The 26,183-nt window shown below is 63.9% G+C and carries 24 protein-coding genes, 1 tRNA gene and 1 riboswitch; of the genes, 13 read left to right on the forward strand and 12 right to left on the reverse strand.

Features of this window, described 5'->3' with window-relative positions:
- Nucleotides 1-127: 127 nt before the first annotated feature.
- Nucleotides 128-1,528 (forward strand): MFS transporter, encoded by a 1,401-nt coding sequence (locus ABHM97_RS19495; protein ID WP_349471911.1) that lies wholly within the window; start codon nucleotides 128-130, stop codon nucleotides 1,526-1,528.
- Between the two features lie 51 nt (nucleotides 1,529-1,579).
- On the opposite strand, the gene ABHM97_RS19500 is transcribed toward ABHM97_RS19495, so the two are convergent.
- From ABHM97_RS19500 to ABHM97_RS19515, 4 genes are all read right to left on the reverse strand, one after another.
- Complete coding sequence (locus tag ABHM97_RS19500; protein WP_349471912.1) at nucleotides 1,580-2,737, reverse strand: N(5)-(carboxyethyl)ornithine synthase; 1,158 nt, start codon at nucleotides 2,735-2,737, stop codon at nucleotides 1,580-1,582.
- Nucleotides 2,734-2,868 (reverse strand): hypothetical protein, encoded by a 135-nt coding sequence (locus ABHM97_RS19505; protein ID WP_349471913.1) that lies wholly within the window; start codon nucleotides 2,866-2,868, stop codon nucleotides 2,734-2,736. Before ABHM97_RS19505 ends, ABHM97_RS19500 begins: the two co-directional genes overlap by 4 nt.
- 211 nt (nucleotides 2,869-3,079) lie before the next feature.
- Nucleotides 3,080-3,153, reverse strand: a tRNA-Gly gene (locus ABHM97_RS19510).
- Between the two features lie 99 nt (nucleotides 3,154-3,252).
- Nucleotides 3,253-4,710: a M15 family metallopeptidase gene (locus tag ABHM97_RS19515; protein ID WP_349471914.1), complete on the reverse strand. Its 1,458-nt coding sequence runs from the start codon at nucleotides 4,708-4,710 to the stop codon at nucleotides 3,253-3,255.
- A 241-nt stretch (nucleotides 4,711-4,951) separates the two neighbouring features.
- On the opposite strand from ABHM97_RS19515, the gene ABHM97_RS19520 reads away from it, so the two are divergent.
- On the forward strand, nucleotides 4,952-5,395 hold the full coding sequence (locus tag ABHM97_RS19520) for an SRPBCC family protein (RefSeq protein WP_349471915.1): 444 nt from the start codon (nucleotides 4,952-4,954) through the stop codon (nucleotides 5,393-5,395).
- Nucleotides 5,396-5,446: 51 nt separating this feature from the next.
- On the opposite strand, the gene ABHM97_RS19525 is transcribed toward ABHM97_RS19520, so the two are convergent.
- The gene (locus tag ABHM97_RS19525; protein WP_349471916.1) at nucleotides 5,447-7,423 is read right to left on the reverse strand and encodes a CAP domain-containing protein; all 1,977 of its coding nucleotides are present in this window, start codon (nucleotides 7,421-7,423) and stop codon (nucleotides 5,447-5,449) included.
- Nucleotides 7,424-7,548: 125 nt separating this feature from the next.
- On the opposite strand from ABHM97_RS19525, the gene dcd reads away from it, so the two are divergent.
- Together dcd and ABHM97_RS21545 are read left to right on the forward strand one after the other, a co-directional pair.
- Nucleotides 7,549-8,124, forward strand: a complete 576-nt coding sequence (gene dcd, locus ABHM97_RS19530) for a dCTP deaminase (RefSeq protein WP_011776299.1) — start codon at nucleotides 7,549-7,551, stop codon at nucleotides 8,122-8,124.
- Nucleotides 8,125-8,312: 188 nt separating this feature from the next.
- On the forward strand, nucleotides 8,313-9,254 hold the full coding sequence (locus ABHM97_RS21545; RefSeq protein WP_502921312.1) for a type IV toxin-antitoxin system AbiEi family antitoxin: 942 nt from the start codon (nucleotides 8,313-8,315) through the stop codon (nucleotides 9,252-9,254).
- A 104-nt stretch (nucleotides 9,255-9,358) separates the two neighbouring features.
- Here the strand turns inward: ABHM97_RS21545 and ABHM97_RS19540 are convergent, their stop codons facing one another.
- Genes ABHM97_RS19540 through ABHM97_RS19550 form a run of 3 tightly spaced genes read right to left on the reverse strand, consistent with a single transcriptional unit; the run spans nucleotide 9,359 to nucleotide 12,495 of the window.
- Nucleotides 9,359-10,558, reverse strand: coding sequence for a cation:proton antiporter (locus ABHM97_RS19540; RefSeq protein ID WP_284987485.1), 1,200 nt, complete (start codon nucleotides 10,556-10,558; stop codon nucleotides 9,359-9,361).
- Between the two features lie 5 nt (nucleotides 10,559-10,563).
- Nucleotides 10,564-11,046: a cation:proton antiporter regulatory subunit gene (locus tag ABHM97_RS19545; RefSeq protein ID WP_211713611.1), complete on the reverse strand. Its 483-nt coding sequence runs from the start codon at nucleotides 11,044-11,046 to the stop codon at nucleotides 10,564-10,566.
- 48 nt (nucleotides 11,047-11,094) lie between these two features.
- The gene (locus ABHM97_RS19550) at nucleotides 11,095-12,495 is read right to left on the reverse strand and encodes an MFS transporter (RefSeq protein ID WP_349471918.1); all 1,401 of its coding nucleotides are present in this window, start codon (nucleotides 12,493-12,495) and stop codon (nucleotides 11,095-11,097) included.
- A 159-nt stretch (nucleotides 12,496-12,654) separates the two neighbouring features.
- On the opposite strand from ABHM97_RS19550, the gene ABHM97_RS19555 reads away from it, so the two are divergent.
- The 6 genes from ABHM97_RS19555 to mnhG are packed head-to-tail and all read left to right on the forward strand — an operon-like array spanning nucleotide 12,655 to nucleotide 18,939.
- Nucleotides 12,655-15,660: a Na+/H+ antiporter subunit A gene (locus tag ABHM97_RS19555; protein WP_349471919.1), complete on the forward strand. Its 3,006-nt coding sequence runs from the start codon at nucleotides 12,655-12,657 to the stop codon at nucleotides 15,658-15,660.
- The gene (locus ABHM97_RS19560; RefSeq protein WP_349471920.1) at nucleotides 15,657-16,157 is read left to right on the forward strand and encodes a Na(+)/H(+) antiporter subunit C; all 501 of its coding nucleotides are present in this window, start codon (nucleotides 15,657-15,659) and stop codon (nucleotides 16,155-16,157) included. The genes ABHM97_RS19555 and ABHM97_RS19560 overlap by 4 nt, the downstream gene beginning before the upstream one ends.
- The gene (locus ABHM97_RS19565) at nucleotides 16,154-17,722 is read left to right on the forward strand and encodes a Na+/H+ antiporter subunit D (protein WP_349471921.1); all 1,569 of its coding nucleotides are present in this window, start codon (nucleotides 16,154-16,156) and stop codon (nucleotides 17,720-17,722) included. The genes ABHM97_RS19560 and ABHM97_RS19565 overlap by 4 nt, the downstream gene beginning before the upstream one ends.
- Nucleotides 17,719-18,285: a Na+/H+ antiporter subunit E gene (locus ABHM97_RS19570; protein WP_257369360.1), complete on the forward strand. Its 567-nt coding sequence runs from the start codon at nucleotides 17,719-17,721 to the stop codon at nucleotides 18,283-18,285. The genes ABHM97_RS19565 and ABHM97_RS19570 overlap by 4 nt, the downstream gene beginning before the upstream one ends.
- The gene (locus ABHM97_RS19575; RefSeq protein ID WP_211713617.1) at nucleotides 18,282-18,560 is read left to right on the forward strand and encodes an MrpF/PhaF family protein; all 279 of its coding nucleotides are present in this window, start codon (nucleotides 18,282-18,284) and stop codon (nucleotides 18,558-18,560) included. The genes ABHM97_RS19570 and ABHM97_RS19575 overlap by 4 nt, the downstream gene beginning before the upstream one ends.
- On the forward strand, nucleotides 18,550-18,939 hold the full coding sequence (gene mnhG, locus ABHM97_RS19580; RefSeq protein WP_257369361.1) for a monovalent cation/H(+) antiporter subunit G: 390 nt from the start codon (nucleotides 18,550-18,552) through the stop codon (nucleotides 18,937-18,939). Before ABHM97_RS19575 ends, mnhG begins: the two co-directional genes overlap by 11 nt.
- 85 nt (nucleotides 18,940-19,024) lie before the next feature.
- On the opposite strand, the gene ABHM97_RS19585 is transcribed toward mnhG, so the two are convergent.
- Together ABHM97_RS19585 and ABHM97_RS19590 are read right to left on the reverse strand one after the other, a co-directional pair.
- On the reverse strand, nucleotides 19,025-19,285 hold the full coding sequence (locus ABHM97_RS19585; protein ID WP_257369362.1) for a DUF4235 domain-containing protein: 261 nt from the start codon (nucleotides 19,283-19,285) through the stop codon (nucleotides 19,025-19,027).
- 36 nt (nucleotides 19,286-19,321) lie between these two features.
- Nucleotides 19,322-20,005 carry an NUDIX hydrolase gene (locus tag ABHM97_RS19590; protein WP_349471922.1) on the reverse strand — a complete coding sequence of 228 codons (684 nt, stop codon included), beginning with the start codon at nucleotides 20,003-20,005 and terminating at the stop codon, nucleotides 19,322-19,324.
- 195 nt (nucleotides 20,006-20,200) lie between these two features.
- Nucleotides 20,201-20,337, forward strand: a riboswitch (TPP riboswitch).
- Nucleotides 20,338-20,414: 77 nt separating this feature from the next.
- Between ABHM97_RS19590 and ABHM97_RS19595 the strand changes: the two genes are divergently transcribed.
- Genes ABHM97_RS19595 through ABHM97_RS19605 form a run of 3 tightly spaced genes read left to right on the forward strand, consistent with a single transcriptional unit; the run spans nucleotide 20,415 to nucleotide 23,391 of the window.
- On the forward strand, nucleotides 20,415-21,035 hold the full coding sequence (locus ABHM97_RS19595; RefSeq protein WP_235517858.1) for an ECF transporter S component: 621 nt from the start codon (nucleotides 20,415-20,417) through the stop codon (nucleotides 21,033-21,035).
- On the forward strand, nucleotides 21,035-22,600 hold the full coding sequence (locus ABHM97_RS19600; RefSeq protein ID WP_349471923.1) for an ABC transporter ATP-binding protein: 1,566 nt from the start codon (nucleotides 21,035-21,037) through the stop codon (nucleotides 22,598-22,600). Before ABHM97_RS19595 ends, ABHM97_RS19600 begins: the two co-directional genes overlap by 1 nt.
- On the forward strand, nucleotides 22,597-23,391 hold the full coding sequence (locus ABHM97_RS19605; protein ID WP_349471924.1) for an energy-coupling factor transporter transmembrane component T family protein: 795 nt from the start codon (nucleotides 22,597-22,599) through the stop codon (nucleotides 23,389-23,391). Before ABHM97_RS19600 ends, ABHM97_RS19605 begins: the two co-directional genes overlap by 4 nt.
- Here the strand turns inward: ABHM97_RS19605 and ABHM97_RS19610 are convergent.
- Together ABHM97_RS19610 and ABHM97_RS19615 are read right to left on the reverse strand one after the other, a co-directional pair.
- Nucleotides 23,388-23,987: a GNAT family N-acetyltransferase gene (locus ABHM97_RS19610; RefSeq protein WP_349471925.1), complete on the reverse strand. Its 600-nt coding sequence runs from the start codon at nucleotides 23,985-23,987 to the stop codon at nucleotides 23,388-23,390. The genes ABHM97_RS19605 and ABHM97_RS19610 overlap by 4 nt on opposite strands.
- Before the next feature lie 49 nt (nucleotides 23,988-24,036).
- Nucleotides 24,037-26,169 (reverse strand): penicillin acylase family protein, encoded by a 2,133-nt coding sequence (locus ABHM97_RS19615; RefSeq protein WP_349471926.1) that lies wholly within the window; start codon nucleotides 26,167-26,169, stop codon nucleotides 24,037-24,039.
- Nucleotides 26,170-26,183 lie beyond the last annotated feature (14 nt).

Here is a 26,183-nt window from a genome sequence, read left to right on the forward strand (position 1 = left end):
TGCGCCACCGAACACCGCTCATTGCATTCCGCAATGCTAGTTATAGGCGCAATACGCTTCCATAATTGCTGCTGGCAACCATAGCGTTAAACGCATCCCACCGAAACTCTCCATCCGAGGACTACTTTTGGCACCCCCACCGCCTTCAGCGGCACACGTCAGCCAGCCCGTCATCGATTCTCTGTCCGCCCGTCCCTTGCCGGACACAAACCAACCGGACACCGTCACCCAGCCACTCGCCGTCGTGAGTGAAAAGCTGCCCTGGCGGCATACCTTCATCTCCCTGAAGGTCCCCAACTTCAGGATTTTCGCGATCGGCCACTTCATCGCCGTGATCGCCATCTGGATGCAGCGCATCGCCCAGGACTGGATGGTGCTGGAACTTTCCGGTTCCGTTACCGCCGTCGGAATTACCGTGGCGCTGCAGTTCATGCCGTCGCTCTTCCTGGGACCGTGGGGCGGCATGATCGCCGACCGCTTCCCCAAACGGAAGATCCTCATCATCTGCCAGTCGGCAGCTGCGGTGCTGGCTGCCCTGTTGGCCGTGCTGTCACTGAGCCAGCGGGTTGAGGTCTGGCACGTGTATGCCATTGCTCTGGCGCTGGGCTTCGTGACGGTCCTCGACCAACCGGCACGGCAGGTCTTCGTCAATGAACTCGTCGGGCCAAAATACCTGCGCAACGCCATCAGCGTGAACTCAACGACCTTCCAGCTCGGCGGCCTGATCGGGCCGGCCCTGGCCGGTGTGCTGCTCACTGCTGTCGGTGCAGGCTGGGCCTTCGCCGCCAACGCGGTTGCGTGCTGCTCCACCGTGACCATGCTGCTCATCCTGCGCAAGGACCAACTGCACCTCAGCCAGCCCACACCGCGCAAGAAGGGCATGCTGCGCGAAGGCCTGAACTATGCGCTCAGCAAGCCCACCATCTACTGGCCTTGGCTTATGGCGGGCTTCGTCGCAGTTTTCGCGATGAGCCTTCCGGTGCTGTTGGCGGCTTTTGCGGACCACGTGTACGACGCCGGGGCCGGAGGCTACGGACTGCTGAACGCGATGGTTGCGCTCGGTGCACTGACCGGAGCGGTGGCGTCCACCCGACGTCGGCAGTTGCGGTTACGCTCGGTGGTCACATCGGCCGGGTTGTACGGGCTGATGCTCTGCCTGTCCTCGATCATGCCGTCCATGGTGTGGTTCAGCGTCATCATGGTGCTCGCCGGTTTCTGGTGCCTGATGTTCCTGACCGCCGCCAACCAGATGGTGCAGACCAGTTCCAACATGAGTATCCGCGGCCGCGTCATGAGTTTGTACCTCGTGGTGTTGATTGGTGGCCAGGCCATCGGCGGGCCCATGATGGGCTGGCTGGCCGAGCACCTCGGTCCCCACGTTGCCATCCTGATAGCGGGCGGTGTCCCGGCCATTGCGGCTGCGGTAGTCGCCGTCGTACTGGCCAGAAAGTCGTCCTTGCACCTGAAGGTAGACCTGCGCGACCGGCGCCGGGTGCTGCGGATTGTGCAGGAGCCCCAGACGGCTTAACAGAGAAGGCAGCGCCGGTGGCGAACCGCGGGCGCTGCCTTCTGTTTGGTGCTATGACGTTGCGAGGTGCGGGTACTCCGCCGAGCGACCCTGGAACTCCAGGACGTCTAGGTTGCGGATGACGCCGTCGCGGATTTCGATAGCGCGGCTGATGGTCTCGTTGGCATCCCACGCGTCCGGTCCCGCCACCACAGTGTCCAGGAAGGGCAACAGAGCCTCGCTGATTTCCCAGCTGGCCGAGTTCCACAGGTACGACGGACTGTGATCCACCGCGTAGTAATTGACGTGTCCACCCACGCGGAACATGGGCTCGTCGAACGTCGTGGTCCGCGCCCAGCTGAAGCCCATGCCTTCGTCGCAGGAAACATCCACGATCAAGCTGTCCGGCTGGAATTCCGCCAGGTCCTCGGTCCGCAAGTATGTCAGCGGCGCGTTCGGGTCCTGCAGGGTGCAATTGACCACGATGTCGGCCGCGGCAAGGAAGGGCGCCAACGGCTTGCGACCGTTGTTCGTGATGACCTCGCTGAGGAACGGGGCCTCATTGTCGTGGTCGAACTGCACGATCCTTACCGAATGGATCGGGGACCCGACGGCGGCCACGCCGCGGTTGGTGAGGACCTGGACGTCGTGAATGCCATGGGCGTTGAGCGCCGTGACGGCGCCGCGGGCAGTGGCCCCGAAACCGATGACCACCGCACTCAAGCGCCGGCCGTAATCGCCCGTGGAACCCGTGAGGGCCAGAGCATGCAACACGGAGCAGTATCCGGCGAGCTCGTTGTTCTTGTGGAAGACGTGCAGGCCAAAACCGCCGTCGCCCGCCCAGTGGTTCATTGCCTCGAAGGCAATGAGCGTGAGCTTCTTATCTATCGCCAACTGGGTGATAGCTCGGTCCTGCACGCAGTGAGGCCATCCCCACAACGTTTGGCCGTCGCGGAGTTCGGCCAAATCCTGGGCCTGCGGCTTCGGGAGCAGGATGACGTCGGTGTTGGCGATCAACTCCTCGCGCGTCCCGAGCCCGCCCACCAAAGATTCAAGTTTGCTGTCCGGGACGCCGAACCGTTCGCCGTAGCCGTATTCGAACCGGAGCTGTTGACGCACTTCCGGAGCAATGCGCTCCAAATGCTGGGGATGGATGGGCAGGCGGCGCTCATTGGGCTTCAGCGAGGAAGCGAGGACGCCTATGCTCAGCTGGCCAGTTGGCGCGGTCACTTCTTGTTGCCGGCGGAAGGCTTCGCGGCCTCGGTGGCGGAGGACTCGGAAGCCCGCTTGTCCGCCCGCTTTTCCTTGATGGACTTACTGGACTTTTTCGATGCAGTTTGGCGCGGTGATTTGTCGCCCATGATGGCTCCCTTAGAGCGGAGTCGACATGACTCCTGACTCCTGACGATACACCTCCGCGGAACACGCTGTGGCCGGGGTCACTGGGGATCTGCGCGCAAGGGAGAGGTGAGCCTCGGGCAGGCGGCCCGCGGGGCGGTCAGCCTCGGGCAGGCGGCCGGAGATCAGGCCTGGGACAGAAGAAACCCCGGATCGCTGGATCAGGGGTTTCCTTGGAGCGGGCGACGGGAATCGAACCCGCGTATCGAGCTTGGGAAGCTAGCGCTCTACCATTGAGCTACGCCCGCACTGCCCCGGGAAAATCCCCTGAGCGAGTCCTAGCTTAGCGCAGTTCCAGCGCTGCTCTTGACCGCGCCGCGGTTCCCGTGCGCCACTCCCTGTGGCATTTACTTGAACAGCTTCATGCCGCTCCAACCGTTGCCCACCTGGCGTTGCGTCGTCCAAGCGCCCAGTCCCAAGCCGTAGCTGACCAGGTAGCCGTCCACGGTTTGGGCCGTGATGCTGCGCGTACCGGGCCCGGACAATCCGAAAGTGGGGACCAACGCCTTCATGGTTCCCCAACCTGAGCCCACCGTGACAGGAAGGCCCGCAAAGCCGCCCGCGCCGTTGCCGCGGTAACTGAGGAGTTGCCCGGACGTGTTGGTGGCAAGGATGTCGTTGGCGCCATCAGCGTCCCAGTCGGCCATGGTCAATCCCATGCCCGCCCACCCGCTGCCGATGTCGACGCGGTAAGTCAGCGCCCTCCCTGACGTGTTGGGGTAATACCGGAGCCCGCCATCCGGGAAGTAACCCACGATGCCCGGGTAACCCTGGGCATTCGACCATTTACCTACCGTGATGGTCATCTTGTCCCAGTCGCCCGTTCCCACCACAATCTGGGTTGAGAAAGCCCCGCCTGGCCAACCTTTGAACAGGCCAAGGGTGCCGTTGTTCCACTGAGCAAGGATGTCGTAGACGCCATCGGAGTCCCAGTCCACAACGAATGCCTGCTTCAGGCCAGTCCAATTGGAACCAATCTGCACGGGGGCTCCGTAGCCTCCCCACGCCTGAGCCGGATAACGCAGAAGCCGGCCGTTCGGGTCTGCGGCCACCAGGTCCGCTCCGGAAGTAATGCTTGCATAGGCCGACGGATTACCGGCGAAATACTGCTCCATGGTGGGTATGCCGCGACGTTTCATATCTGTGGCCAAATCCACGCCCACATAGCGCAGGTGCCACGGCTCATAGCTGTAGCCCGTGGTGCCCGTGTAACCGTTGGGGTAGCGGACAATGAAGCCGTACTTATAAGCGTTGGCAGCCACCCAAATACCAGCCGCGGTGTCCCCAAAGCACGTGCTCAATCCGCACGAGCCGTTGGCATTCCCGACATCCACGGCCAGGCCTGTCTGATGCTCGCTGTACCCGGGACGGGCGGAGATCAAATCGGCTTGCGCCTGACCATAAATGCTGACGTAGTACGCATACAACTGCTGCTGCTGGGCGTATGAGCGGTAACCGCTGACCACCGCAAGCCCGCCCGTTCCGGCGTCCGCAGCACCCTGGAACAAACCATTCAGCCATGCCGCTGCTTCCGCGCGCAAATACTGCCCCGAGCCGCGGGCATTGACGAGGTCGCCGGGTGCGTAACTTGCCGGGTTGAGCGGTCGCGACTTGTTGACCAGCACAGACAGGCCGGCCGGATCGCCCAAGGGGTCCACGCCAGGGAGCGGATTCGCCGCAGCCGGAACCGCTGCCGCGACCCGGGTATCCACCGCCGACGCAGGAGCGGCGAGCACGGCTCCGCCGACCACCGCCAGACTGAGGAAAGCTGCGCAAGCCGCAAGCCGCCGTCGGACGTTCCCCATGGAAACCCGACCGTTATAAACCCGCATTACGCCCCCAATTTTGGTTTTAGCCAGCGGCAGGCACTCTACCGGGCCTAGCCGCGCATGTCAGCCATGCCCCGAAAATTCGCAGGTAACCATTCGGTCAAGGCTCGTCAGTCCTGTGTCGAACACGTTCGAGGCTGACTATTCTGAAGGTGTTAGCTGCAGTGTATGGGGAACCCGGCTACGACAATTGAACCGTACGCCGAAAGAGGTTTCCGTGGCATTCGCAGCCCATGAAGTGGTGATCAACAAGGATGCCATGACTGTTTTCCAGTTCCTGATGGATGGCACCAACAATTCCCTCTGGCGGTCAGGTGTTCGCAGCATCTCGCTCCGATCGGGAATTCGCGGAGAAAAGGGTGCTGTGTACCAGCAGACGCTCACCGGGCCCGGTGGCCGCCCGATTGCCGCCGACTTCAAAATCACCGACGCCCGACCCGGCGCTGAAGTCCGCTTTGAGGTAGTCAACGGACCGGCGAAACCCACCGGGGGTTATTACCTCAGCACCGAGGGCGCCACCACGCGCCTCCGCTTCGCGCTGGAATACCACCCCAAGGGCCTGCAGAAGCTGATGAATGGCATGATCCAGAAGACCATGGAAAGCGAAGTAGCCCAGCTGGAACGGCTCAAAACAGTGATTGAGGCGCGCTCGGCGGCTTAGGCCGCGTTAATTCACGACGGCGGTAGCCAGCCTTGGGTGCCCCAAACTGGTCTACTGTGCGAACTTCAGTCCGCCCCAACCAACCCCGATGGTCACGGGGGTTGTGAGACGCCCGGTAGTCAGGTCCCAATATTCCACCACTCCGTTGCGGTCCAAGCCGGCGATCCCCACCGAATCGGGCCCTGTGACACCCCGCAGGGCGCGCAATCCCGTGTAGTCGGTCCAGGCTGCGCCGACTGCCGGCCGTGATTCCTGTTTCGGAGTGCCCAGGCCGCTGCCGCGATAGAGCCGCAAGGTGCCGTTGGCCTCGGTGGTCAGGAGGTCCTGGAAGCCATCCGCGTTGTAGTCCACCATGCTCAGACGGATCGCTGGGTTGCCGGTACCGATGGCGGACTGCGTCTTTATGGGGCCCAAGCCCGCGTTTCTGTACAAATACAAGTTGCCGCCGGAGTCCATGGCCACAATCTGGGGGAGCCTGTTGTTGGCGCACCATGTGCCAATTGCAATGTTGAGCGTCCCCCATCCCTGGCCCAACGTAATCCGTGGCTTGAAACCACCGGCCTGGAGGCCGGGGAACACCAAGAGGGCGCCATCGAGCCTCTGCGAGACGAGGTCGAATACGCCATCACGGTCCCAGTCCACAATGAAGAGGTCCTTGATGCCGGTGAACCCACTACCAATCGTTCTGCCCGCACCGTAGCGGCCGCCGCCCAAGGATGGGTAAGCCACCACGGAGCCGTTCCCGGAAATGGAGACAAGATCGGCCGCACTGCGGATGGATGCTTTGCTCAAGTTCACGGTTGGGGGTTGGTATTTGTTGTCCGGTTGGCACACAGCCACCGGATCGGTGGGCGGGGTGACCGTTCCCCCGGGCCGTGTGGTGGTCCCCGCCGGGAGGGTGGTGTAGCCAAAGAAGTTCACCACACCCCAAATCGTGTATCGGTTCGGCGTGGTCTGCCAGTTGCCGTCCGTGTACGTGATGCCAATGCCCATCACGTTGAACCGCGGATCCCGGAGCAGGGCATCGTGGCCCGGTGACTGCTTCCACCACTCCACAAGCTGCGCGGCGTCACGGTCCCAGCGGACTGCGATGACTTCGCCCGCGCCGTTGTTCGGGTTGAGTGCCCGGGGGTCGGTCCAGAAATTGGGACGGTGCTGGATCACTTCGCGGGTCGCGATGTTGTTGGACCACTCCTGGGCCAGGCTTGCCACCGTTGCGTGGTACTTCACCGGTGCCAAGCCGAGGGACGCGCGGTAGCTGTTGATCGCGTTGAACACCGTCAGGATCGCGGCCGCATTGCTGTCAGGAAGGAGCGCCAATGCTCCACTATCGGGACCGGTTGACTCGCTGGGCGCCTTGCCGGGGAGGGGGGTTGGGGTTGTCGTGGGTGATGTCGGTTTCGGGGTTACCACCGACGGCGTTGGGCTTGGCGTCTGGGTAGGGGCGGACGGCGTTGTTGCAGCCGACGGCGTTGGGCTTGGAGTCTGGGTAGGGGCCGACGGCGCGGGGCTTGGCGTTGTTGCCGCGGACGGCGTTGGAGTCGGCGTCTGCTGTGGAACCGGTCCGATAGCGGGAGCCGTTGGCGCGGGATCGGGTACCACGGCGGATGTGGTGCCCCTTGGTGCGGGCTCAGCATCCGCTGAGGGAGGGTCAGTGATGCCGGTATCCGGGACACTGGGGTTGTCCGGTCCCCACGACGGGCCGATGTTCGGTACCGGCGGCGGCGTCTCGAACACTGGATCAATCGCCACCGGCCCACCGCCGCCAGCTGGTTCGGCAGCCGGGATGCTTGCGGGATCGGCGCTGCCGGCTACTGGAGGGGCTTCGGAAGGTGCAGGGTCGGCGATCGGTGCCGGGTCCGCCGTCGTGCTCGCTTCCGGGGCGTTCAGTCCCGACGGGACGCCGGCTGAAGAAGCCGTGCCGTCAGGGACGGTTTGGGTGGCCGGGAGGAGCTGGCTTGAAGCAGCCACGCACAAGGCCAGCGCTCCGGCCAGCACAATAGCGGCAGGCGCTGCCAGTTTTTTCACAATTACCCCGCGAATGATCGATGCCCCCAGGTACGGGCGCGGTTCTACATGTCCGGGAACTATAGTCCCATGGGGCGGCCCGGACAATGCATCGGGTATTTGGTGCATGGGGTATTTTTGATGCTGTGCTGATCTCTGACCGCGATATTCGTGCCGAAATAGACTCCCAACGGATTGTTCTTGAACCGTACGACCCTGCGATGGTCCAGCCGTCTTCCGTGGACGTCCGGATTGACCGGTTCTTCCGGCTGTTCGACAACCACAAGTACGCCCACATTGACCCCGCCGAAGAACAGCCGGAACTGACGCGGCTGGTAGAGGTCGAAGGCGACGAACCCTTCATCCTGCACCCCGGCGAGTTCGTACTGGGCTCCACCTACGAAACAGTCAGCCTGGCGGACGATATCGCCGCGCGCCTCGAAGGAAAGTCGTCCCTGGGCCGTCTCGGGCTGCTGACGCACTCCACTGCCGGCTTCATCGACCCCGGATTTTCCGGGCACGTGACCCTGGAGTTGTCGAACGTCGCCACCCTCCCCATCAAGCTGTGGCCTGGCATGAAGATCGGCCAGCTCTGCTTCTTCAGGCTCACGTCGTCGGCCGAGCACCCCTACGGCTCCGGCGAATACGGCAACCGCTACCAGGGCCAGCGCGGTCCCACCGCCAGCCGCAGCCACCAGAACTTCCACCGGACGTCCATTTAGTTCTTCTTGGTTCTTGGCGTCGAGGGTTAGCTCTCGCGTCTTTCGTCGGCGCTGAGGGGTTAGCTTTCGGCACTTTGGGTGGTGCTTTCTCCCGAGATCTCACCCCTCGATGAGGTCCCAAGGCCCCACTATCCCTCCACACTGTGGGTAACCCCATAGGTGCTGCTCAAACGTGCCAACAATGGCTGATGAGGATCACTCCGCCGCTTCCGCCTGAACTTCGAGGACGTTCGTTCACGCTCGCCGAACAACGAGCTGCCGGCCTCCCGGACCACCGGGCGTGGAACGATGATCGCCGCGTTGCCAGCAGGGGAGTTCGCGTTCCATGGGGCCAGGCGCAGGATCCCGCGCATACAGCCCGGCTCCTTACGGCTCTAAGTGAGGGTGCAGTGTGCTGCCGTGAAACCGCGGCGACACTGTGGGGTTGCCCGTTGCCGTGGGATTCCCAGCACGACCTCCTGGTGCATTTGACCAGGCTTGACGGCAGTTTTCGACCCCAGCGCAAGGGGGTTCGAGGCCACCGGATGGTTCTATCGCGTGGGGATGTTTGCCAAGTGGACGGCATTCCTGTCACCAGTCCTGCCAGGACATGGCTCGATCTCGCCGCGGTGCTTCCCTTCGAGGACCTCGTTGCGGCCGCGGATCACTTCATCTGTCGGCAGACGCGAAGCTTTGGGCATAACAGGGTGCCGTTCTGTTCTGCCGAGGATTTGAACGCCCAGGTCGATCGGCATCGCGGCGCACGAGGCATTCGGAAGGCACGTGCGGCGCTGGAATTGGCACGCGTGGGAGCCGATTCCGCCCCAGAGACAAGGCTGCGACTCGCCATTGGCCGCGCGTTCCTGCCCGAACCGGTGCTGAGCTACGTCGTTCGCGACCCCTTTGGCCGGGAAGTGGTGTGGCCCGATCTCACCTTTCCGGAGTTCAAAGTCGCAATAAATTACGACGGCGGTCATCACCTCAGCGCCGCGCAGAAGGAATCCGACCTCCGACGAGAAGCTTTGCTCGCAGCAAACGGCTGGATCTCCGTGGTGATTACGGTCGAGCAAGTTCGCGAGCATGGGTACGACGGCGTCGCCCGGCTCATCCGGCGGGCCCTCATCCGTGGTGGGTGGTCTCCGAGGGGTTAGCTTTCGGCTCTTTCGCGGGCCCTCATTCAGTCGAGACGTCGCCCCTCGGGGGAGGGTGGGGGTGAGATGTCGCCCCTCGGCGGGAGGGTGGGGGCGGGGATGGCTTAGGCGGGGGCGCGCTCGGGGCGGCGGGGTGGGGCTCCTGGGGTTTTGCGGAACACTTTGACCACGGGTTCGACGAACCGTGCCGCCAGCGGACCGAGGATGGCCATGATGAGGACGTACGCCGTGGCCAGAGCGGCGACCTGGCCCGGGACTGCCCCGGACGTGACGGCGAGGCCTGCGATGACGATGGAGAACTCGCCGCGTGCGATCAGCGCTGCCCCTGCGCGGAAACGGCCGGGCACTGCGATGCCGGCACGTTTCGCCGCCCAGAACCCGGTGAGCATCTTGGTGAGGGTGGTCAGGACGGCCAGGATCAGGGCCCACCCGAGCACAGGTGGGATGGACGTGGGGTCTGTGTTGAGCCCGAATGCCACGAAGAAGATAGCCGCGAAAAGGTCCCGCAAGGGTTCCAGGATCCGGACGGCGTTGTGGGCGGTCGCCCCCGAGATCGCGATGCCCAACATGAAGGCGCCCACAGCGGCCGATACCTGCAATGCCGAGGCTATGCCCGCGACCAAGAGGGCGAGACCCAGCACGTTGAGAAGGAACACCTCGGAGTTTTCGCTGTGGATTGCTTGGGACACGCGGTGGCCGTGCTTGAGGGCGATTACCAGCACCACCGTGACCACTGCCAGGGCGATGCCCACGGTCTGCAGTCCGCCCAGGAAACCAACGCCGGCAAGGATCGCGGTGAGGATGGGGAGGTAGATGGCCATGGCGAGGTCCTCGAACACCAGGATGGACAGCACCACCGGCGTCTCGCGGTTACCGATGCGGCCCAGGTCGGTGATGACTTTCGCTGCGATGCCAGACGAGGAGATGTAGGTGACGCCGCCCATGACAATGGCGCCGACCAGGCCCCACCCCAGAAGGACAGCTATGCCGGCTCCAGGAATGAAGTTCAGGATGAAGTCCAGGACGCCAGCCTGCCAGGAGCGCCTCAGCCCGGTAACGAGCTCTGAAGCCGTGTATTCCAGTCCGAGCATCAGCAGGAGCAGTATGACGCCGATTTCGCCGGAGAGGTGCGAGAACTCGTGCATGCCGTCCAGCTTGACGAACCCGCCGGCACCGAAGGCCAAGCCGCCCACAAGGTAGAGCGGAATGGGCGACATGCCAATCCGACCCGCTAACCGAGCCAGGAGACCGAGGCAGAAGACGACGGCCCCCAGTTCAACGAGGGCTAGGGCCAGCGGATCCATCCGGGTTAGCCGTTACGCAGGATGTCGGCTGCTGAGTCAAGACCTTCCTGCGTGCCGACTGCTACAAGTAAGTCACCGGTGTGGAGTACGACGTCGGGCGCGGGCGAGGGGACGACCTCGCCTTCCCGCATGATTGCGACGATGGAAACGCCACTGCGGGTACGAACCTGGGCTTTGCCCATGGGCTGGTTGACGAAGGGTGAATCCGGGGTAATGGAGAATTGCCGGGTGACGATGCCCGGGACCTCGCGGTGGGCTTCGGCCAGGCGCATGGCAATGTGCTGGCCGCCGAGGAGGTTGCCCAGGGCGGCTGCTTCATCGGCTGTCAGGGGTATGGTCGCCTGGCACGTGTCGGGGTCGTCCCACGTGGAGACGAAGAGTTGGGTTTCACCTTCCCGCAGTTCCACCACGCCGATACGCCGGCCGGAGGCCGTGACGAAATCCTTGCGGACACCAAGGCCCGGGAGTTCAGTCTCATCCACATTCATAGTTACACCCTAACTCTGGGGACCGGTCCCTCCGCCGGTCCTATGTAGTTAACGCTCTGGCACCACAGCTATTTCCACTTTCGCGGGCGGCTTTACGGGCAGGATCACCAACAGCCCGGCGAGGAGAACCACCATGATCCCAAGGATGCCCCAACGTTGGGCCTGACCCTCCGCAACAATGGGAGAGGCAATGGCGATGCAGAGGGTAAAGAGCGTAGGAGCCAGGAAGCTCACGGCACGTCCCGTGGTGGCGTAGAGGCCGAACAGTTCACCGGATTCGCCGGCTGGTGCAAGCCTGGCCAAATACGCGCGTGAGGATGACTGGGCAGGTCCCACGAACAAGCAAAGCATCAGCCCGAAGACCCAGAACGTGGCGGACCCCGGCCAGTCTTTGCCGAAGAACACGTAGTCCCCGTTGCCCAAGACCAGGATGAGCGTACCTGCCACGAGGAGGCCCACCAAAGACAGGCCGATGACGGCCTTGGGACCGATCCTGTCGTCAAGGAAGCCGCCGATGATGGCACCGACTGCTGCGACAACGTTGCCGAAGATCGCAAAGAAGATGACGTCCTTGAGCTCAAAACCGAAGGTGCCCGCTGCGATGACGCCGCCGAAGGTGAACACGGCGGCCAGGCCGTCGCGGAAGATGGCACTGGAGAGCAGGAAGTAGATGGTGTGCGGGCTGGTCCGATAGATGGCCGCGATGCGCCGGATGAGCAACTTGTAGGACGCGAAGAATCCCAGCGAGGCGGTTGCTTTTTTCACGGATACTTCGGGTACCGCGAACATGACCGGCAGGGCAAAGATGAAAAACCAGAGTGCCGAGAAAATCGCGACGAGCCGGATGTTGAGGGAGTCCTGGGTGGACGCACCGAACCATTCAAACGACGGCTGGACAAAGAGTTGGAGCACCAGCAGGAGCGCCACGATTCCGCCGAGGTATCCCATGCCCCAACCGAAGCCGCTGACCTTGCCGATATTCCGCGGCGTCGAGATCTGGGCGAGCATGGCGTTGTAATTGACGCCTGCGAACTCGAAGAAGATGTTGGCCAGTGCAATGAGGCAGACGCCCAGCAAGAGAAACTCCGGGCGGGGGAAGACGAAGAAGCACAGCGCCGTGAGGACCGCAGTGGCGGCAGTGTTGACCCCGAGCCACAGCTTGCGCCGACCGCCCGCATCCGACCGCTGGCCTGTCACGGGAGCAAGCAGGGCAATGGCGAGGCCCGCGATCGCCAAGGCGGCTCCCAACGCTGCCGACGCTGCGTCTTCTCCGCCGAAAGCATTCGATGTCAGGTAGACGGTGAAAACAAAGGTGGTCATCACCGCATTGAAGGCTGCCGAACCCCAATCCCAGGAGGCCCAAGCAAGGATCTGGCCCTTCTTTGACGCGACGGGACCGGAGGCGAGCTCGGACGATGGGTGGGTTTCTGGAACTGCAGCCGCGTTCATAGCTTGAATGCTATCGGGAGCACGCGAACAGCGCTGGCATGACAGACCCTATGTGGATATGACTGTCCGTGCCCCTTGATAAACTGTATGAACCGAACCCAACGTATGACCGCTTGCTCCAACTTTTGACAATTCGTTCCTGACTTTGCGGAGAAAACAGTGATCACAGTTCTCGCCATCACCTTTGTAGCGGCAACTGTGGCGCCCTTGATCTTCCGCAAATTGGGCCGGAACGCGTTCTACGTCCTGGCTGCGGTTCCCGCGGCGGCATTCGTGTGGCTGCTCTTCCAGTATGAATCCGCATATTCCACCGGCGGCATAGAAGAGATCCTGCCGTGGATACCCACGCTGAAGCTTGAGCTCGCGTTCCGCATGGACCCCCTGGCATGGGTGATGTCCTTGCTGATCCTCGGGGTGGGTTCTTTGGTGCTGGTCTATTGCGCCCGGTACTTCAAGGACAAAGATCCCGATCTTGGTGGATTCGGCGCCCAACTCCTCGCCTTTGCGGGAGCCATGTTCGGTTTGGTTACCTCCGATGACCTCCTGATGCTCTTCATTTTCTGGGAGCTCACCACCATCCTGTCCTACCTGTTGATCGGCTACGCCCGGACCCGTCTGGCCGCCCGCCGATCGGCGCTTCAAGCCCTGATGGTCACCACAGCCGGTGGCCTTGCCATGCTGGTGGGCCTCATCATCCTGGGCCAGGCCGCGGGAACGTACCGCATTTCAACCATCCTGGACCAAGCCGGGTCCCTCATGGCCGGGCCCATGCAGGGGGCGGTTGCTGCCGCCGTCGTGCTTGTCCTGGCTGGTGCGGTGACCAAATCGGCACTGGTTCCGTTCCATTTCTGGCTGCCGGGCGCGATGGCTGCCCCTACTCCCGTGAGCGCCTACCTGCACGCGGCCGCCATGGTGAAGGCGGGCATCTACATTGTGGCCCGTTTGGCCCCTGGGTTTGCCGAATCGCAGTTCTGGCTGCCCGTGGTCCTGGGGCTTGGCCTGGCCACCATGCTTGTTGGCGGTTACCGGGCGCTCAGGCAGACCGACATCAAGCTCATCCTCGCCTACGGCACGGTCAGCCAACTCGGCTTCCTGACCATGGTGGTGGGGCTCGGGCGTCCCGATGCTGCGCTGGCGGGGCTCGGGCTTCTTCTGGCTCACGGCCTGTTCAAAGCGGCGCTCTTCCTGGTGGTGGGCATCATCGACCACCAGTCCGGCACCCGCGATATCCGTAAGCTGTCCGGTGTTTTCCGGTCTTCACGGGCATTGGGTGTTGTGGCCGCAATCGCCGCAGCGTCCATGGCCGGCGTCCCGCCCTTGGCAGGTTTCGTGGCCAAGGAGTCGGTCTTTGAGGCATTCGTCCACTACGGAACAGGCCATGACGCACCTGTGTGGGGTATCTGGATACTGGTTGGCCTGGTGGTGGGATCGATCCTCACCTTCGCCTACAGTGCCCGGTTCATGTGGGGAGCCTTCGCCACGAAGCCCGGTGTGGAGCCCACACCGTTCAAGCCCATCAAACCCGCATTTCTTGCAGCCCCCGCCATCTTGAGCCTGCTCACGATCGCCTACGGCGTGTGGCCCGTGCCGGTGGATACGTGGATCCAGCCTTACGCGGCATTGTTCGCCGACCGTCCGGACGCGGTCGACGCCGGACACTTGGCTTTGTGGCACGGCGTCACCCCCGCTTTGGGCTTGACCGCGATAACGTTCGCGGCCGGCGCGGCGATGTTCTACGGCCGCAATTTCGTTTCCCGCGCCCAAGGCCTGGTCCCGGACTGGGTGGACGGCGACCGCGCCTACCAGAACACCATTGGCGCCTTGGACGACATTGCCGTGTGGATCACAGGCCGCACCCAGCGTGGTTCGCTGTACTTCTACCTGGCTGTCATCCTGACGGTCGCCTTCGCGGTCCCGGCCACGGCGCTGATCATGGCCAACAAACCCTTGCCGGAGGGCATCTACTTCATCGACCCCAATTCCCCGCTGCAAATAGTGGCAGGTGCAGGCATCGTGGTAGGAGCTCTTGCGGCCGTTCGTGCCAACAAGCGCTTCCTTGCCGTGCTCATGGTGTCCGTGACGGGCTACGGAATCGCCCTCATGTTCGCGCTGCAGGGAGCCCCTGACCTGGCCCTGACGCAGATGCTGGTTGAGACCATTGTGCTGGTGGCCTTCGTGCTGGCCATGCGCAGCCTTCCCGCCGAGTTGCGGGACAGGACCGGCGGCAGGCTCCGGGTGATCCGGGTGATTATTGGTGCGGCTTTCGGCATCACCATGATCTTCGTCGCGATCTACGCCATGGGCGCCCGCGTGGCAACGCCTGTTTCCTTGGAGTTCCCGCGCTTGGCCTATGAAGGCGGCGGAGGATTGAACGTGGTCAACGTGACCCTCGTGGACATCCGTGCATGGGACACCTTTGGTGAGATCTCCGTGTTGGCTATTGCGGCCACGGGTGTCGCCAGCCTGATCTTCGTCCGCAGCCGTGGCGACCGGATCAAGACCTCCGAAGCGGTGCCCGAAGGCAGCGTAGGGCGCCGCACCGGGGTCGAACGCGGTTCCCGGGCCGACGCCACGCTGGCCGTGGCGAAAAAGTTCACCGGAGTGACCCGCGACGCCTGGCTCGTGGCCGGCCGCACCTTGGCGCCGGAGCGGCGTTCGATCATCTTCGAAGTGGTGACCCGGCTGATCTTCCACTCGATGATCGTGTTCTCGCTTTACCTTCTCCTGGCTGGGCATAACCTGCCCGGTGGCGGCTTCGCGGGCGGCCTCACCGCAGGACTCGCCCTGACCATCCGTTACCTGGCTGGTGGACGTTTCGAGTTGAGCGAGGCGGCGACAGTCAGCGCCGGCACCCTTTTGGGGACGGGTCTTGCGACGGCGGCGGCCTCCGGTGTGGTTCCGCTTTTCCTGGGCGGGCAGGTTTTCCAAAGCGCGATTATCGAGTTCTGGCTACCGGTGTTCGGCAACATCAAATTCGTCACCTCCACAATTTTCGATATTGGCGTGTACATCGTGGTGGTGGGCTTGGCCCTTGACGTCCTCCGCAGCCTCGGTGCCGAGATCGACGAACATTTTGAAGGCCAAAATTCGCTGGCAGAGGAAGACGCCGCCGGACTGGCCGAAGAAGCAGCCGAATCGGCCGCATCCGGGAAAGGTACCGCATGAGCATCAACCTGACCCTGCTGATCGTCATGGGCGTGCTCTACGCCTGCGGCATCTACCTGATCCTTGAACGCAGCCTGACGCGTGTGCTGTTGGGATTGATGTTGCTGGCCAATGCCACCAACATCCTGATCCTGAGCACCGGAGGCTACGCGGGGCTCGCACCCCTGTTCAGCAAGGAAACCAACCCCGACGCTTACAACGATCCGTTGCCGCAGGCACTGATCCTGACGTCGATCGTGATCTCGTTCGCGGTGACCGCCTTCATGCTGGGCATCATCTACCGGACGTGGGTCCTGGCCCGCCAGGACGAGATCCAGGACGACCTTGAGGACGTCCGCGTGGCCAAGACTCCGAGCTTCGACGCCGAGGACGACGCCATTGTTCCTCTGGAAACATCGGAGTTCGCCGTAACACCCACAACGACGACCGACCGGAGCCATCCGGAAGCCACGGAGAAGCCGCACACCAGCACCACCCAGGAAGGAGGCAGTGCGTGAACCTCGCGAACCTGTCGCCGCTCGCTGTCCTCCTGCCGATTCTGGGTGCAGCCCTCGCATTCCTGTTGATCAAGCACCACTCTGCGCAGCGGGCGGTGAGCATCGGCATTCTGAGCGTGACCCTCCTGCTCGAGTGCCTGCTCCTGGTTTCCGTATGGAACGGCGGCACCACGTCCGTCACCCTGGGCGGTTGGCTGCCTCCGTGGGGTGTGGTGCTGGTTGTGGACCAGTTCTCCTCGCTGATGCTGGTTGTCTCAACCGTGGTGAGTCTGGCGGTGTTGATCTACGCCACCGGCCAGGGCATGGCTGACGGCGACCAGGAAGCACCGGTCTCGATCTTCCACCCCACCTACCTGATCCTGGTGGCAGGCGTGTCCAACGCGTTCCTCACCGGCGACCTCTTCAACCTTTACGTTGGCTTCGAGATCCTGCTCACGGCAAGCTACGTCCTGATGACCTTGGGCGGGACGGGCCCACGTATCCGGGCGGGCGTCACGTACGTGGTTGTTTCGGTGGTGTCGTCCGTGTTGTTCCTGGTGGCCATCGCCATGATTTACGGTGCCACTGGAACCATCACCATGGCCGACCTTGCGGTAAAGCTCGCCGAATTGGACCAAGGCACCCAGAACCTCCTGCACGTTATGTTGCTGGTGGCGTTTGGCATCAAGGCCGCTGTGTTCCCGCTGTCCTTCTGGCTTCCCGACTCCTACCCAACAGCGCCCGCCCCCGTCACCGCGGTGTTCGCCGGGTTGCTTACCAAGGTGGGCGTTTATGCCATGGTCCGCACGGAGACGTTGCTATTCCCGGGGGATACCCTCAATGTTCCCCTGATGGTGGTGGCGTTGCTGACCATGGTGGTGGGTATCTTGGGCGCGTTGGCCCAAAGCGACATCAAACGTCTCCTGTCCTTCACGTTGGTGAGCCACATCGGCTACATGGTGTTCGGCCTCGCCATGAGTTCCGTGGCCGGCCTGGGTGCCGCTGTCTTCTACGTGGCGCACCACATTACGGTGCAGACCAGCCTGTTCCTGGTGACCGGCCTTATCGAGCGCCGGGGCGGCAGTTCGTCCATCGACCGGCTGGGCGGCTTGGCCAAACTCTCGCCACTGCTGGCCCTCTTGTTCTTCGTTCCGGCCATGAATTTGGCGGGCATACCGCCCTTCTCCGGCTTCCTTGGCAAGTTGGGCCTCCTGCAGGCAGGCGTGGAACTGGGCACCCCACTGGCGATCACGTTGGTGGTCGGCGGCGTGGTCACCAGCCTGCTGACCTTGCTGGCAATCGCCAGGGTCTGGAACAGGGCTTTTTGGCGCAAGCCCGAGGACGCTGAATACCCGGATCCTGTGCTGTTGGCCAGTGGGAACGTCGGGGTGCTCCCGCGGACCATGGTGGGTTCGACGGCGGGACTGGTGGTTTTCGGGGTGGCGTTGACGGTGTTTGCCGGTCCGCTCTTCCACCTCGCAGACGGATCAGCGGAGATCATGCTGGACCGCTCGGCTTACATCCATTCGGTCCTGGGTGATTCGGTGGAGATTCCGGCGTTGCCGCAGAGGGCTGATGCCAAATGAGCCGTAAACCGAACTCCTTCCGTACTGAACTGCCGCTGCTCATCTGGCTGGTCATCGTTTGGGGTGCTCTGTGGCGGGATTTCAGCCCGGGCAACCTGCTGTTCGGTGCTCTGATCGCGGTGCTGGTGGCAAAGTTCTTCTACTTGCCTCCCGTAGAGCTCAGCGGCAGGTTCAACGTACTGCGCGCCATTCCGTTCGCGCTGATCTTCCTCGCCAAAGTGGTGGCAGCGAGCTTCCTCGTGTTGTACCTGGCTGTGGTCAAAGGGCCAAAGGTGCGCAGCGCCGTCGTCGCCGTTCCGTTGCGTAGCCATTCCGACCTCATGGTGACGGCAACAGGGCACGTCATCTCCCTGATTCCGGGCTCGTTGGTGGTGGAAGTGGACCGGTCGACGTCCACGCTGTACCTGCACGCGCTCAACATTTACCAAGAGGCTGACATCGAAAAGATCCGTCAGGAAGTCCAGAACATTGAAGCCGGCTTGATCCGCATCATGGGCACCCGCGAGGAAGTCCAGGCGTTGGGAGCCGAGATCAGTCCAGGCGTGAAAGGGGCAGCCCTGTGAAGGAAATCGTCCTCATAGTTACGGCCGTTATTCTCAGCCTGGCCGCTGCCGGCGCCATCGTGCGGATCGCGATCGGTCCCTCGTTGCTGGACCGGGTCTTGGCATCCGACGTTCTGCTGGCAATTCTCGGCGCAGCCTTGGCGATCGACATGGCGGTGAACCGGCACCTGAATAACCTGATGCTGCTGGTAGCACTGGCCGTGATCGGCTTTATTGGCTCGGTGACAGTAGCCCGGTTCGTGGCTGAGCGGAGGGAACAGAGCAATGAGTCCTGATGCCACCGGCGTGGATGCCGTCATCGATGGTGTGACCGCCGTGTTCCTGGTAGTGGGAGCGCTGATGTCCCTTGGCGCTGCGGTTGGTTTGCTGCGTTTCCCTGACCTGATGAGCCGCATGCACGCTGCTACCAAACCGCAGGTCCTGGGCTTGTTCCTCATGCTGGCGGCCATCGGCCTGCAGATGCGGACCTGGTGGGTGTGGCCCGTGCTGTTGGTGGCGTGGATTTTCCAGCTGCTGACCGCGCCGGTGTCGGCCCACATGGTCGGTCGGGCTGCGTACCGGACCAAGCATGGCCACCGGGAGATGCTGACCAAGGACGAACTTGAGGCCGTCGTACAGAGGGCGGCTGCGGGGCAAGTCGACCCGGAGGGTTAAAGCCAACGCGGGGTCACTTCCGGCCCATCCCCACGGGGATTCATGGGCCGGAAGTGACCCCGCGTTGCTTAACGCCGCGGTGCGCCTAGACGATGTCCTGGGACTTCGCGAAGCGGGCGATGGCACGCTGGGTGCCCCTGCTGGCCAGCACCTGGATGAGTGTGCTCACAAACGCCGAGATCAAGGCGAAGGTGAGGGCGGAGCGAAGGCTCGTTTCCATGTCATCGTTGCCTGTGGGCGGCTTGTTGCCTGTGGCCTTTTCCCACCCTTTGTTGACGAGTTTTGTTCCGACGAAGCCCGCCCCGAGGCTCACTCCGGCGCCGATCAGCTTGAAGAAGAGGTTCATGCCACCAGCCTAGCTGCAACGCGTGGACCGGCAACGCTAGCGGCGGCTTTCCCGTTCCTTGAGGAAGGCGGCCAGGGAGCCTACGGGCGCCAGGACTGGGACGACAGTGTGCTCGGCCGTCCATATGGCATCGACGGTCCCGTATCCGGCGATTTCCTTGAGGAGGTAGAAGGTGGGCGGCATCAGTTTCAGGGTGCCTACTGCCTCTGCCGCGAGGATTCCCTCCACGGGCATCCACAGGGATTGCCACGCTTCGGTTGTTTGGTGGTGGGGCTCCATGTCCGCCGAGGGCCTGGCCACGTAGAAGAACGTGTCGAAACGCTTGGGCATGTCGATCGGGGTAATCCAGTTGGCCCATGGGCGCAGGTCACCGGCGTCGATGCTCAGCCCGGCTTCCTCCCGGACCTCCCGGATCGCAGCGGTGAGCACGGTCCCTGCTTTAGTAAGCGCATCGCCGGAAGCGATGGAGCTGGCCTGCCAGTCCGCCGCATGGCTGCTGAGCAGTTCGGGGGCGTAGTCCCACCCTGAGTGGTCGGCAGGGTCCACGCGTCCTCCCGGGAAAACCACCATTCCTGCGGCGAAGTCCATGGTGCTGACCCTGTGCTGGACGAACGCCTCGAGCCCGGGCGGGGTATCGCGGAGCAGGATGACGCTTGCGGCGAGGCGTGCTTCAGCCACATCAACGTTGTCTGGAAGGCCAGAGCCGGGTTGGTCCGTCATGAAGTGTGCCCCTTCGCTTTGGATGTTGCTGGATCATTCTCTCAGGTCCGTTGCGAGGCCTGGTGTGCAGGGTGTGGGCCCAACGAAGGGTGTTCAGCGGGCCTCACAACGGTGGGGGTGGGCCGGAATGTGACCGGACCGCAGTCCCCACCGCGGAGTGCAGGTGTAAACTGAACCAGCCCAGCAGGGCAGATTTAATAACGACAGGGGAGCGCCGCCGTCGGAACCTGCAGAGATGCGGGAGCCGCGAGGGCGCTGAGAGTGCGGACAGCCGCAGACCCTCGAACCTGATCCGGTTAGTACCGGCGCAAGGGAGTCGAGCTTCTCAGAGTGTCCGGAACCGGGCGGCGCAGGCCGGTCGGGTAATCCGGGGAGCACTTTCCCCTCCTGTAACTCAGGAGGCAGAAAAATGACCACGGTAAGCGTGAAGAAGACCAGTTATAACTGGCGTGTTGTAGACATTGTGGTGGCAGCATTGATCGCCATCGCCGGCGGCGTGATTTTCTGGGCATGGTCCCAAGGCGCCGCACTGGTATCCATCCCCATGAACGCGGCGTATCCGCCGCTGACGGGCTTGATCGCGGGCGGTTGGATGATTCCGGCGGTCCTGGGCATGCTCATCATCCGTAAGCCGGGTGCCGCCCTGTTCTGCGAGTCCGTTGCTGCCACAGGCGAACTCATCATGGGCTCCCAGTACGGCACAACCGTACTGATCTCCGGCGTCCTTCAGGGCCTCGGCGCGGAGCTCATCTTCGCCGCGTTCCTCTACAAGAAGTTCAACCTGCCCACCTCGCTCCTTGCCGGTGCAGGTGCGGGCCTCTTCTGCGGCCTCAACGACTCGTTCCTTCCCTGGGGCTGGAACATCGCCTACGAGGCAATCGACAAGCTCACTTACATCACGTTCACCACGATCTCCGGGGCGATCATTGCGGGCGCACTGTCATGGATTGCCACCCGCGGCCTGGCGAAAACCGGCGTCCTTAGTTCCTTCGCGTCGCGCAAGGCCGCTTCGGAGCCCGTCTTCAGCTGATGCCCGTCATTGAACGCGGCGGCCACGTCCGGCCTGCCGCCATCACAGCCGAGGGCTGGGGATGGCGGCACGCCGGAAGGGCCACGCCAGCCATCCAAGGCCTTGACCTCAGGATCGAACCGGGGGAGCGGGTATTGCTGCTCGGCCCCTCGGGTGCGGGCAAGTCCACGCTCCTGCATGCCCTTGCGGGGGTGTTGGGGGACGAGGAAGACGACTCGGACGAGACTGGCTCGCTGCTGCTGGACGGCGCTTCTCCCCGGGAGCAGCGCGGCCGCGCCGGCCTGATGCAGCAGGACCCGGAAACGCAGGTTGTCCTGTCCCGCGTGGGGGACGACGTCGCCTTCGGCGCCGAGAACCTGGCCGTGCCGCCGGAGGAAATTTGGGCCCGCGTCCATGAAGCGCTCGCCGACGTCGGGTTGCGGACCGCTGCCGGCGGCGGACTGGCGTTGGATCATCCGACGGCGGCCCTGTCCGGCGGGCAGAAACAGCGCCTCGCGCTTGCGGGGATTTTGGCGATGCGGCCCGGGCTGATCCTGCTGGACGAACCAACGGCCAACCTGGACCCTGCAGGGGTCCTTGAGGTGCGGGACGCGGTGGGCCGCTGCCTCGACAAGACCGGAGCCACCCTTGTTGTGGTGGAACACCGTGTGTCAGTGTGGAAGGACCTGGTGGACCGGATTGTGGTGTTGCAGCCAGGATCCGCGGGCAACGGCACTCCGGGCGTCCTGTTGGACGGGCCGCGGGAACAGGTCCTGTCGGAGGCCCGGACCATGCTGATGGCAGCCGGCGTCTGGGTTCCCGGATACGTCCCGGCAACCCGTGCCCGGCGCACTGAGACCTCCGCCGCGCAACTGCTCCTGGCTGCCCAGGACGTGGCGGTCTCGCGGGAAAAGCCCCGCCGAAAGGGATTCCGGACCATCCCCCCGGTTCCTGTGCAATCCGACGTCAGCGCCCAGGTCAGGGCGGGCCAAGCGCTCACCATAACTGGTCCGAATGGTGCCGGAAAGTCCACCTTTGCGCTCACCTTGGCTGGCCTCCTGGCGCCGGTGGACGGCCAGGTGAGTGCCGCCGTCGAGCTTTCAGAAGGGGCCGGAATCGACCCGTTCAAGTGGAAAGCCGATCAGCTGATTTCCCGGATCGGGACCGTATTCCAGGAACCCGAGCACCAGTTCGTCACGGGTAAGGTGCTGGACGAGCTGATGTTTGGTCCCAAACACCTGGGCCACGGCGAGGAACGCGTGGACGAACTGCTGGAGCGGTTGCGGCTCACCCACCTGGTGGACGCGAACCCGTACACGCTGTCCGGCGGCGAGAAGCGCAGGCTTTCGGTGGCCACGGTGCTCGCCGCGCATCCCAAAGTCCTCGTCCTCGATGAGCCCACGTTCGGCCAGGACGCGAACACCTGGGCCGAGCTGGCATCGTTCCTTTCGGAGTTGCTCGACGCCGGAACAGCCGTGGTCTCCGTAACCCACGACCAGGAATTCAGCGACGTGCTCGGCGGCACGGAGCTGCGCCTGAACCCCGCGGCACGTGCAGCAAGCCGCCAGGAAGCCGGTGCAGCATGAGGGACGCATTGAACCTGCGGGGTAACCACGCCCTGTTGACCGCAGCGAACCCGTTGGCCAAGTTCGCCGCGGTTTTCCTCATCTCGCTGGTGTTGGCTCTCTCCATCGACTGGGTCTCGGCAACCACGGCGCTGGTGGCCGAACTGGCGCTGTTCCCGCTTGCCGGGCTCACGCTGCGGCTTTTGTGGCAGCGGGCGTGGCCGTTGATCATCGCTGCGGCGATTGGTGGCTGGAGCACAGCGATCGTGGCGGCTGACAGCGGCGCGGTACTGCTCGACGTCGGACTCTGGTCCATCAGCGAAGGTTCCCTTGAGCTGGGGCTGGGTTTCATGCTGCGCGGCTTGGCGATTGCCCTTCCGGCGATCCTCCTGATGACCTGCACCGACCCCACGGACCTGGCCGATGCCTTGGCACAGAAAGCGAAGCTGCCGCACCGGTTTGTCCTGGGATCCCTCGCTGCCATGCGCTTGGTGGGCCTCATGGCCGAAGAATGGCAGACCATTGGCATGGCCCGCCGTGCACGGGGTGTCGGTTCGCAAGGCAACCCGTTCCAGCGGTTGAAAGCCACCCTCGGCCAAAGCTTCGGGTTGCTGGTCCAGGCTGTCCGGCGCGCTTCGCGGTTGGCTGTGACCATGGAAGCGCGGGGCTTTGGCGGCGGCCAGCGGACGTGGGCGCGCGAATCCACGTACTCGGTGCTGGACATTTGGGTGGTCCTTGGCGGAGTGGTCATCGCAACGGGTGCTGTGCTGGCCGCCGTGGGCGCCGGGACGTGGAGCTTCGTCTGGCGCTAGCGGGCGGCGCGGTCCTGGACTTCGTCGAATCCGGCCCGGGTGAGGAACCCCAGCTGGGCCTCCTTTTCCGCGAGCTGGACGATGGGTCCAAGCTCGAAGCATGTTGCTTCGAGGCGGCGCAGGGCCTTGGCGTTGCGGGCATCGGGCTCCACAACGATCCGGTCCTTGCCCGGCAGGGAAAACATGTACTTGATCAGCGAGGTTGCCAGCCGTGGCGTGAAGTGCGGGATGGGGCGCGTGGCCGGAGCCAGCAGCAGGTGCATGCCGATGTCTTCCTCGCGGGCGGGGTACGCCTCGCCCACGGGGTCGTGCAGGGGCTCGTAGGTCTGGAACAACGCCAGCGCCTCCCCGTCCAAGGTCACCAGGAACGCGTGGTGTGTCTCCAGGGAGTCCAGGAATTCGTAGGTGCCCAGGACCTCCTCACGGGTGTGCTCGGTCATTCCCCAGAACCTGGCGCGGGGCTGGGTCACCCACTCGAAGACAAGTCCTATGTCCTCGCTGGGGACCAGCGGGACGATCCGCAGGGCACCCCATCCTTCGAGTTCTTCGGAGTAGAAGGTGGTGCGGGCGGAGAAGTCCGGGGCGGTGGTGGTCATGTCTTCCTTCGGGTGCTGGGTATTCGGGGTGCGACTGGGTGCAGAAGTGTCAGGGTTCGTCTTTGCCGAGGGCCGACCACCCGGTAACCACCGGGGCGAGCTGCCCGGCCGTCCACAAGGGCAACTGGTCCGAAAAGTGCTGGTGGCCCGGCGTTCCGGCTGCGCCAAAGGGAACAACCCACCGGCTGTTCCTGCGTTCGGCCAGATCCCAGACATAGCGGGCCACGGGGCCGCGGAAGCTCCGGTCATCCACGCCCGGGAGGCTCTCGGTGCACAGGACGCATCCGGTGTCGCCGCTGAGGCTGGCCGTTGGTGCGGCTTTGGCAAGGGAGCCGGGGAGGAGATGAACGGGCAGCAGCTGATGGCGGTCACCCCACGAGGCTCCGTCCAGGGGTGCCTCTTCAAGCGCTACGTCTTCGAGGCTTGCAGCCGCTTCCACTCGCGCATCGATGCCGAGCTCCGACCCGCGGAGCAGCAGGGTCTCAAGGGCGAAACCGACCCGGGCAGGAACGGACAACCACGGCCCGAACAAGGACGAATACCCCGTGGGACTGTTCAGCGAGGCGAGGGATGGGTGCTTGGCCCAGCGTTGGACCAGCGCACCCCGCCACTCGGCAAACATGGCGGCGGGCTGGCTGCCGGCGTCCATCCGGCCATCCCAGCGAAGCAGTCGTGAGCGCACTTCCTTGGCATCGGCGGACAGCTCGGCGGGGTCCAGGTCGGCCAGGATCGACCGGAACAACGGCCATGGGCCCAGCAGTGTGTCCATATGGATGGCCCGCATGTGGTCAGGGGTGAGCGGCCCTTCGACTTCCTCCAGCAACCCGCGGATCCGTGCGGCCCGGTGTCCCGGTGCGAACTCCATGGCGGCGGCGTCCCCGCCGCCCGCTGCCCGGTCATTCGCGCTGACGGCGAACCTCTGCACCTCGGAACGGGGCAGGACCACGTACTGGCCATCCCACGCATGGCGGGCGGAAAACGCGGGTGCGGGCAGGCGACGGTTGGCAGGATTCCGCTGGGGGACCAGCCCGGCGACAAACTGCGTCACGTTTCCGGACGTGTCAGCGGCGATTACGCTGTTGACCGGTTCCACCCAGGCATCCAACGCGGCTTCCACCTCGGGAACGCTCCGGCTCCGCAGCATCGTCAGGAGGGCCTCGAAGCCCAGCCGCCCCTCAACCCGTGCGGGGAAACGCAAACTCAGGGCGCCGCCGTCGGGCGTTTCGGAGATGACCGGTCCGCGGGCGGTCTCAATAATGTCCACGGACACGGACTCACCGTCGCGGACGTGAATGGTCTCCAGATTCACGACGACGGTTTCCCAGCCTTCCGCGCCCCGGGCCTCGATGCGCTCGCCGGAGTAGTCGGTGACCCGGCGCAGCTCTTCCTCGAAGAGGTCCTGGTAGTCGGCCATGGCGTTGGTGACGGCCCACGCGGTGTGCTCTGTCTGGGCGAAGTGCGGAAGGCCGGGAACTCCTGGAAACGCGAACCCGACGGCGTCGAATTCCGGGCAGGCGAGCCGCACCTGCTGGTACACGCCGGGCAGTTCCATGAGGCGGTGCGGGTCACCGGCAACTAGTGGCAAACCGCTCACGGATGCCGAACCATGGGCCGCCCAGGCGTTGCTGCCGGACCAGACGGGCGCCTCAATGCTGAAAAGGCTGACGGCGTCGTCGCCCAGTGTCCGCGCTACGTGGGCGCGGAACAACTTGTTGGGGAACGTGGAAAAGAGGATGTGGTGCACCAGGAAGACGCCAAGGGGGGTCCAGGGATTCCACGGCTCGGGACTGCTTCCGGACTCGGTGAATTCCGGGCTGTCCCGGAGGCCGTCGGCGAGTGCGCGGTTGACGCCGTCCACGTATTGGCCACACCAGCGTTGGGTGTCGGCGTCGAGGTTCTCGAAGCAACGGCGGGCGGTGTCGTCCAGCCGTGCCTGCCGGGCGAACCGGTCCCAGGTCACTGCGTCTGCGCCAAGTACTTCCGCGGTGCGCCCCTCGGATCGCCAGCGCTCCAATTCGATCTGCCAGGACCGGTCGATCGCGGCATTGCGGCCTTGCAGGAAGGCCAGTTCATTGGCAGATCCGGCCCAGAGATGCGGGATTCCCCACGTGTCCCGGTACGTTCCCGGGCCGCCTGCCGGACCGGATTGTTGCGTCGGGGCAGGCGTCATCTTCTCGATCACTTTCATACTTAGGT

The sequence above is a fragment of the Paenarthrobacter sp. CAP02 genome (assembly GCF_040137855.1).
GTDB lineage: Bacteria > Actinomycetota > Actinomycetes > Actinomycetales > Micrococcaceae > Arthrobacter.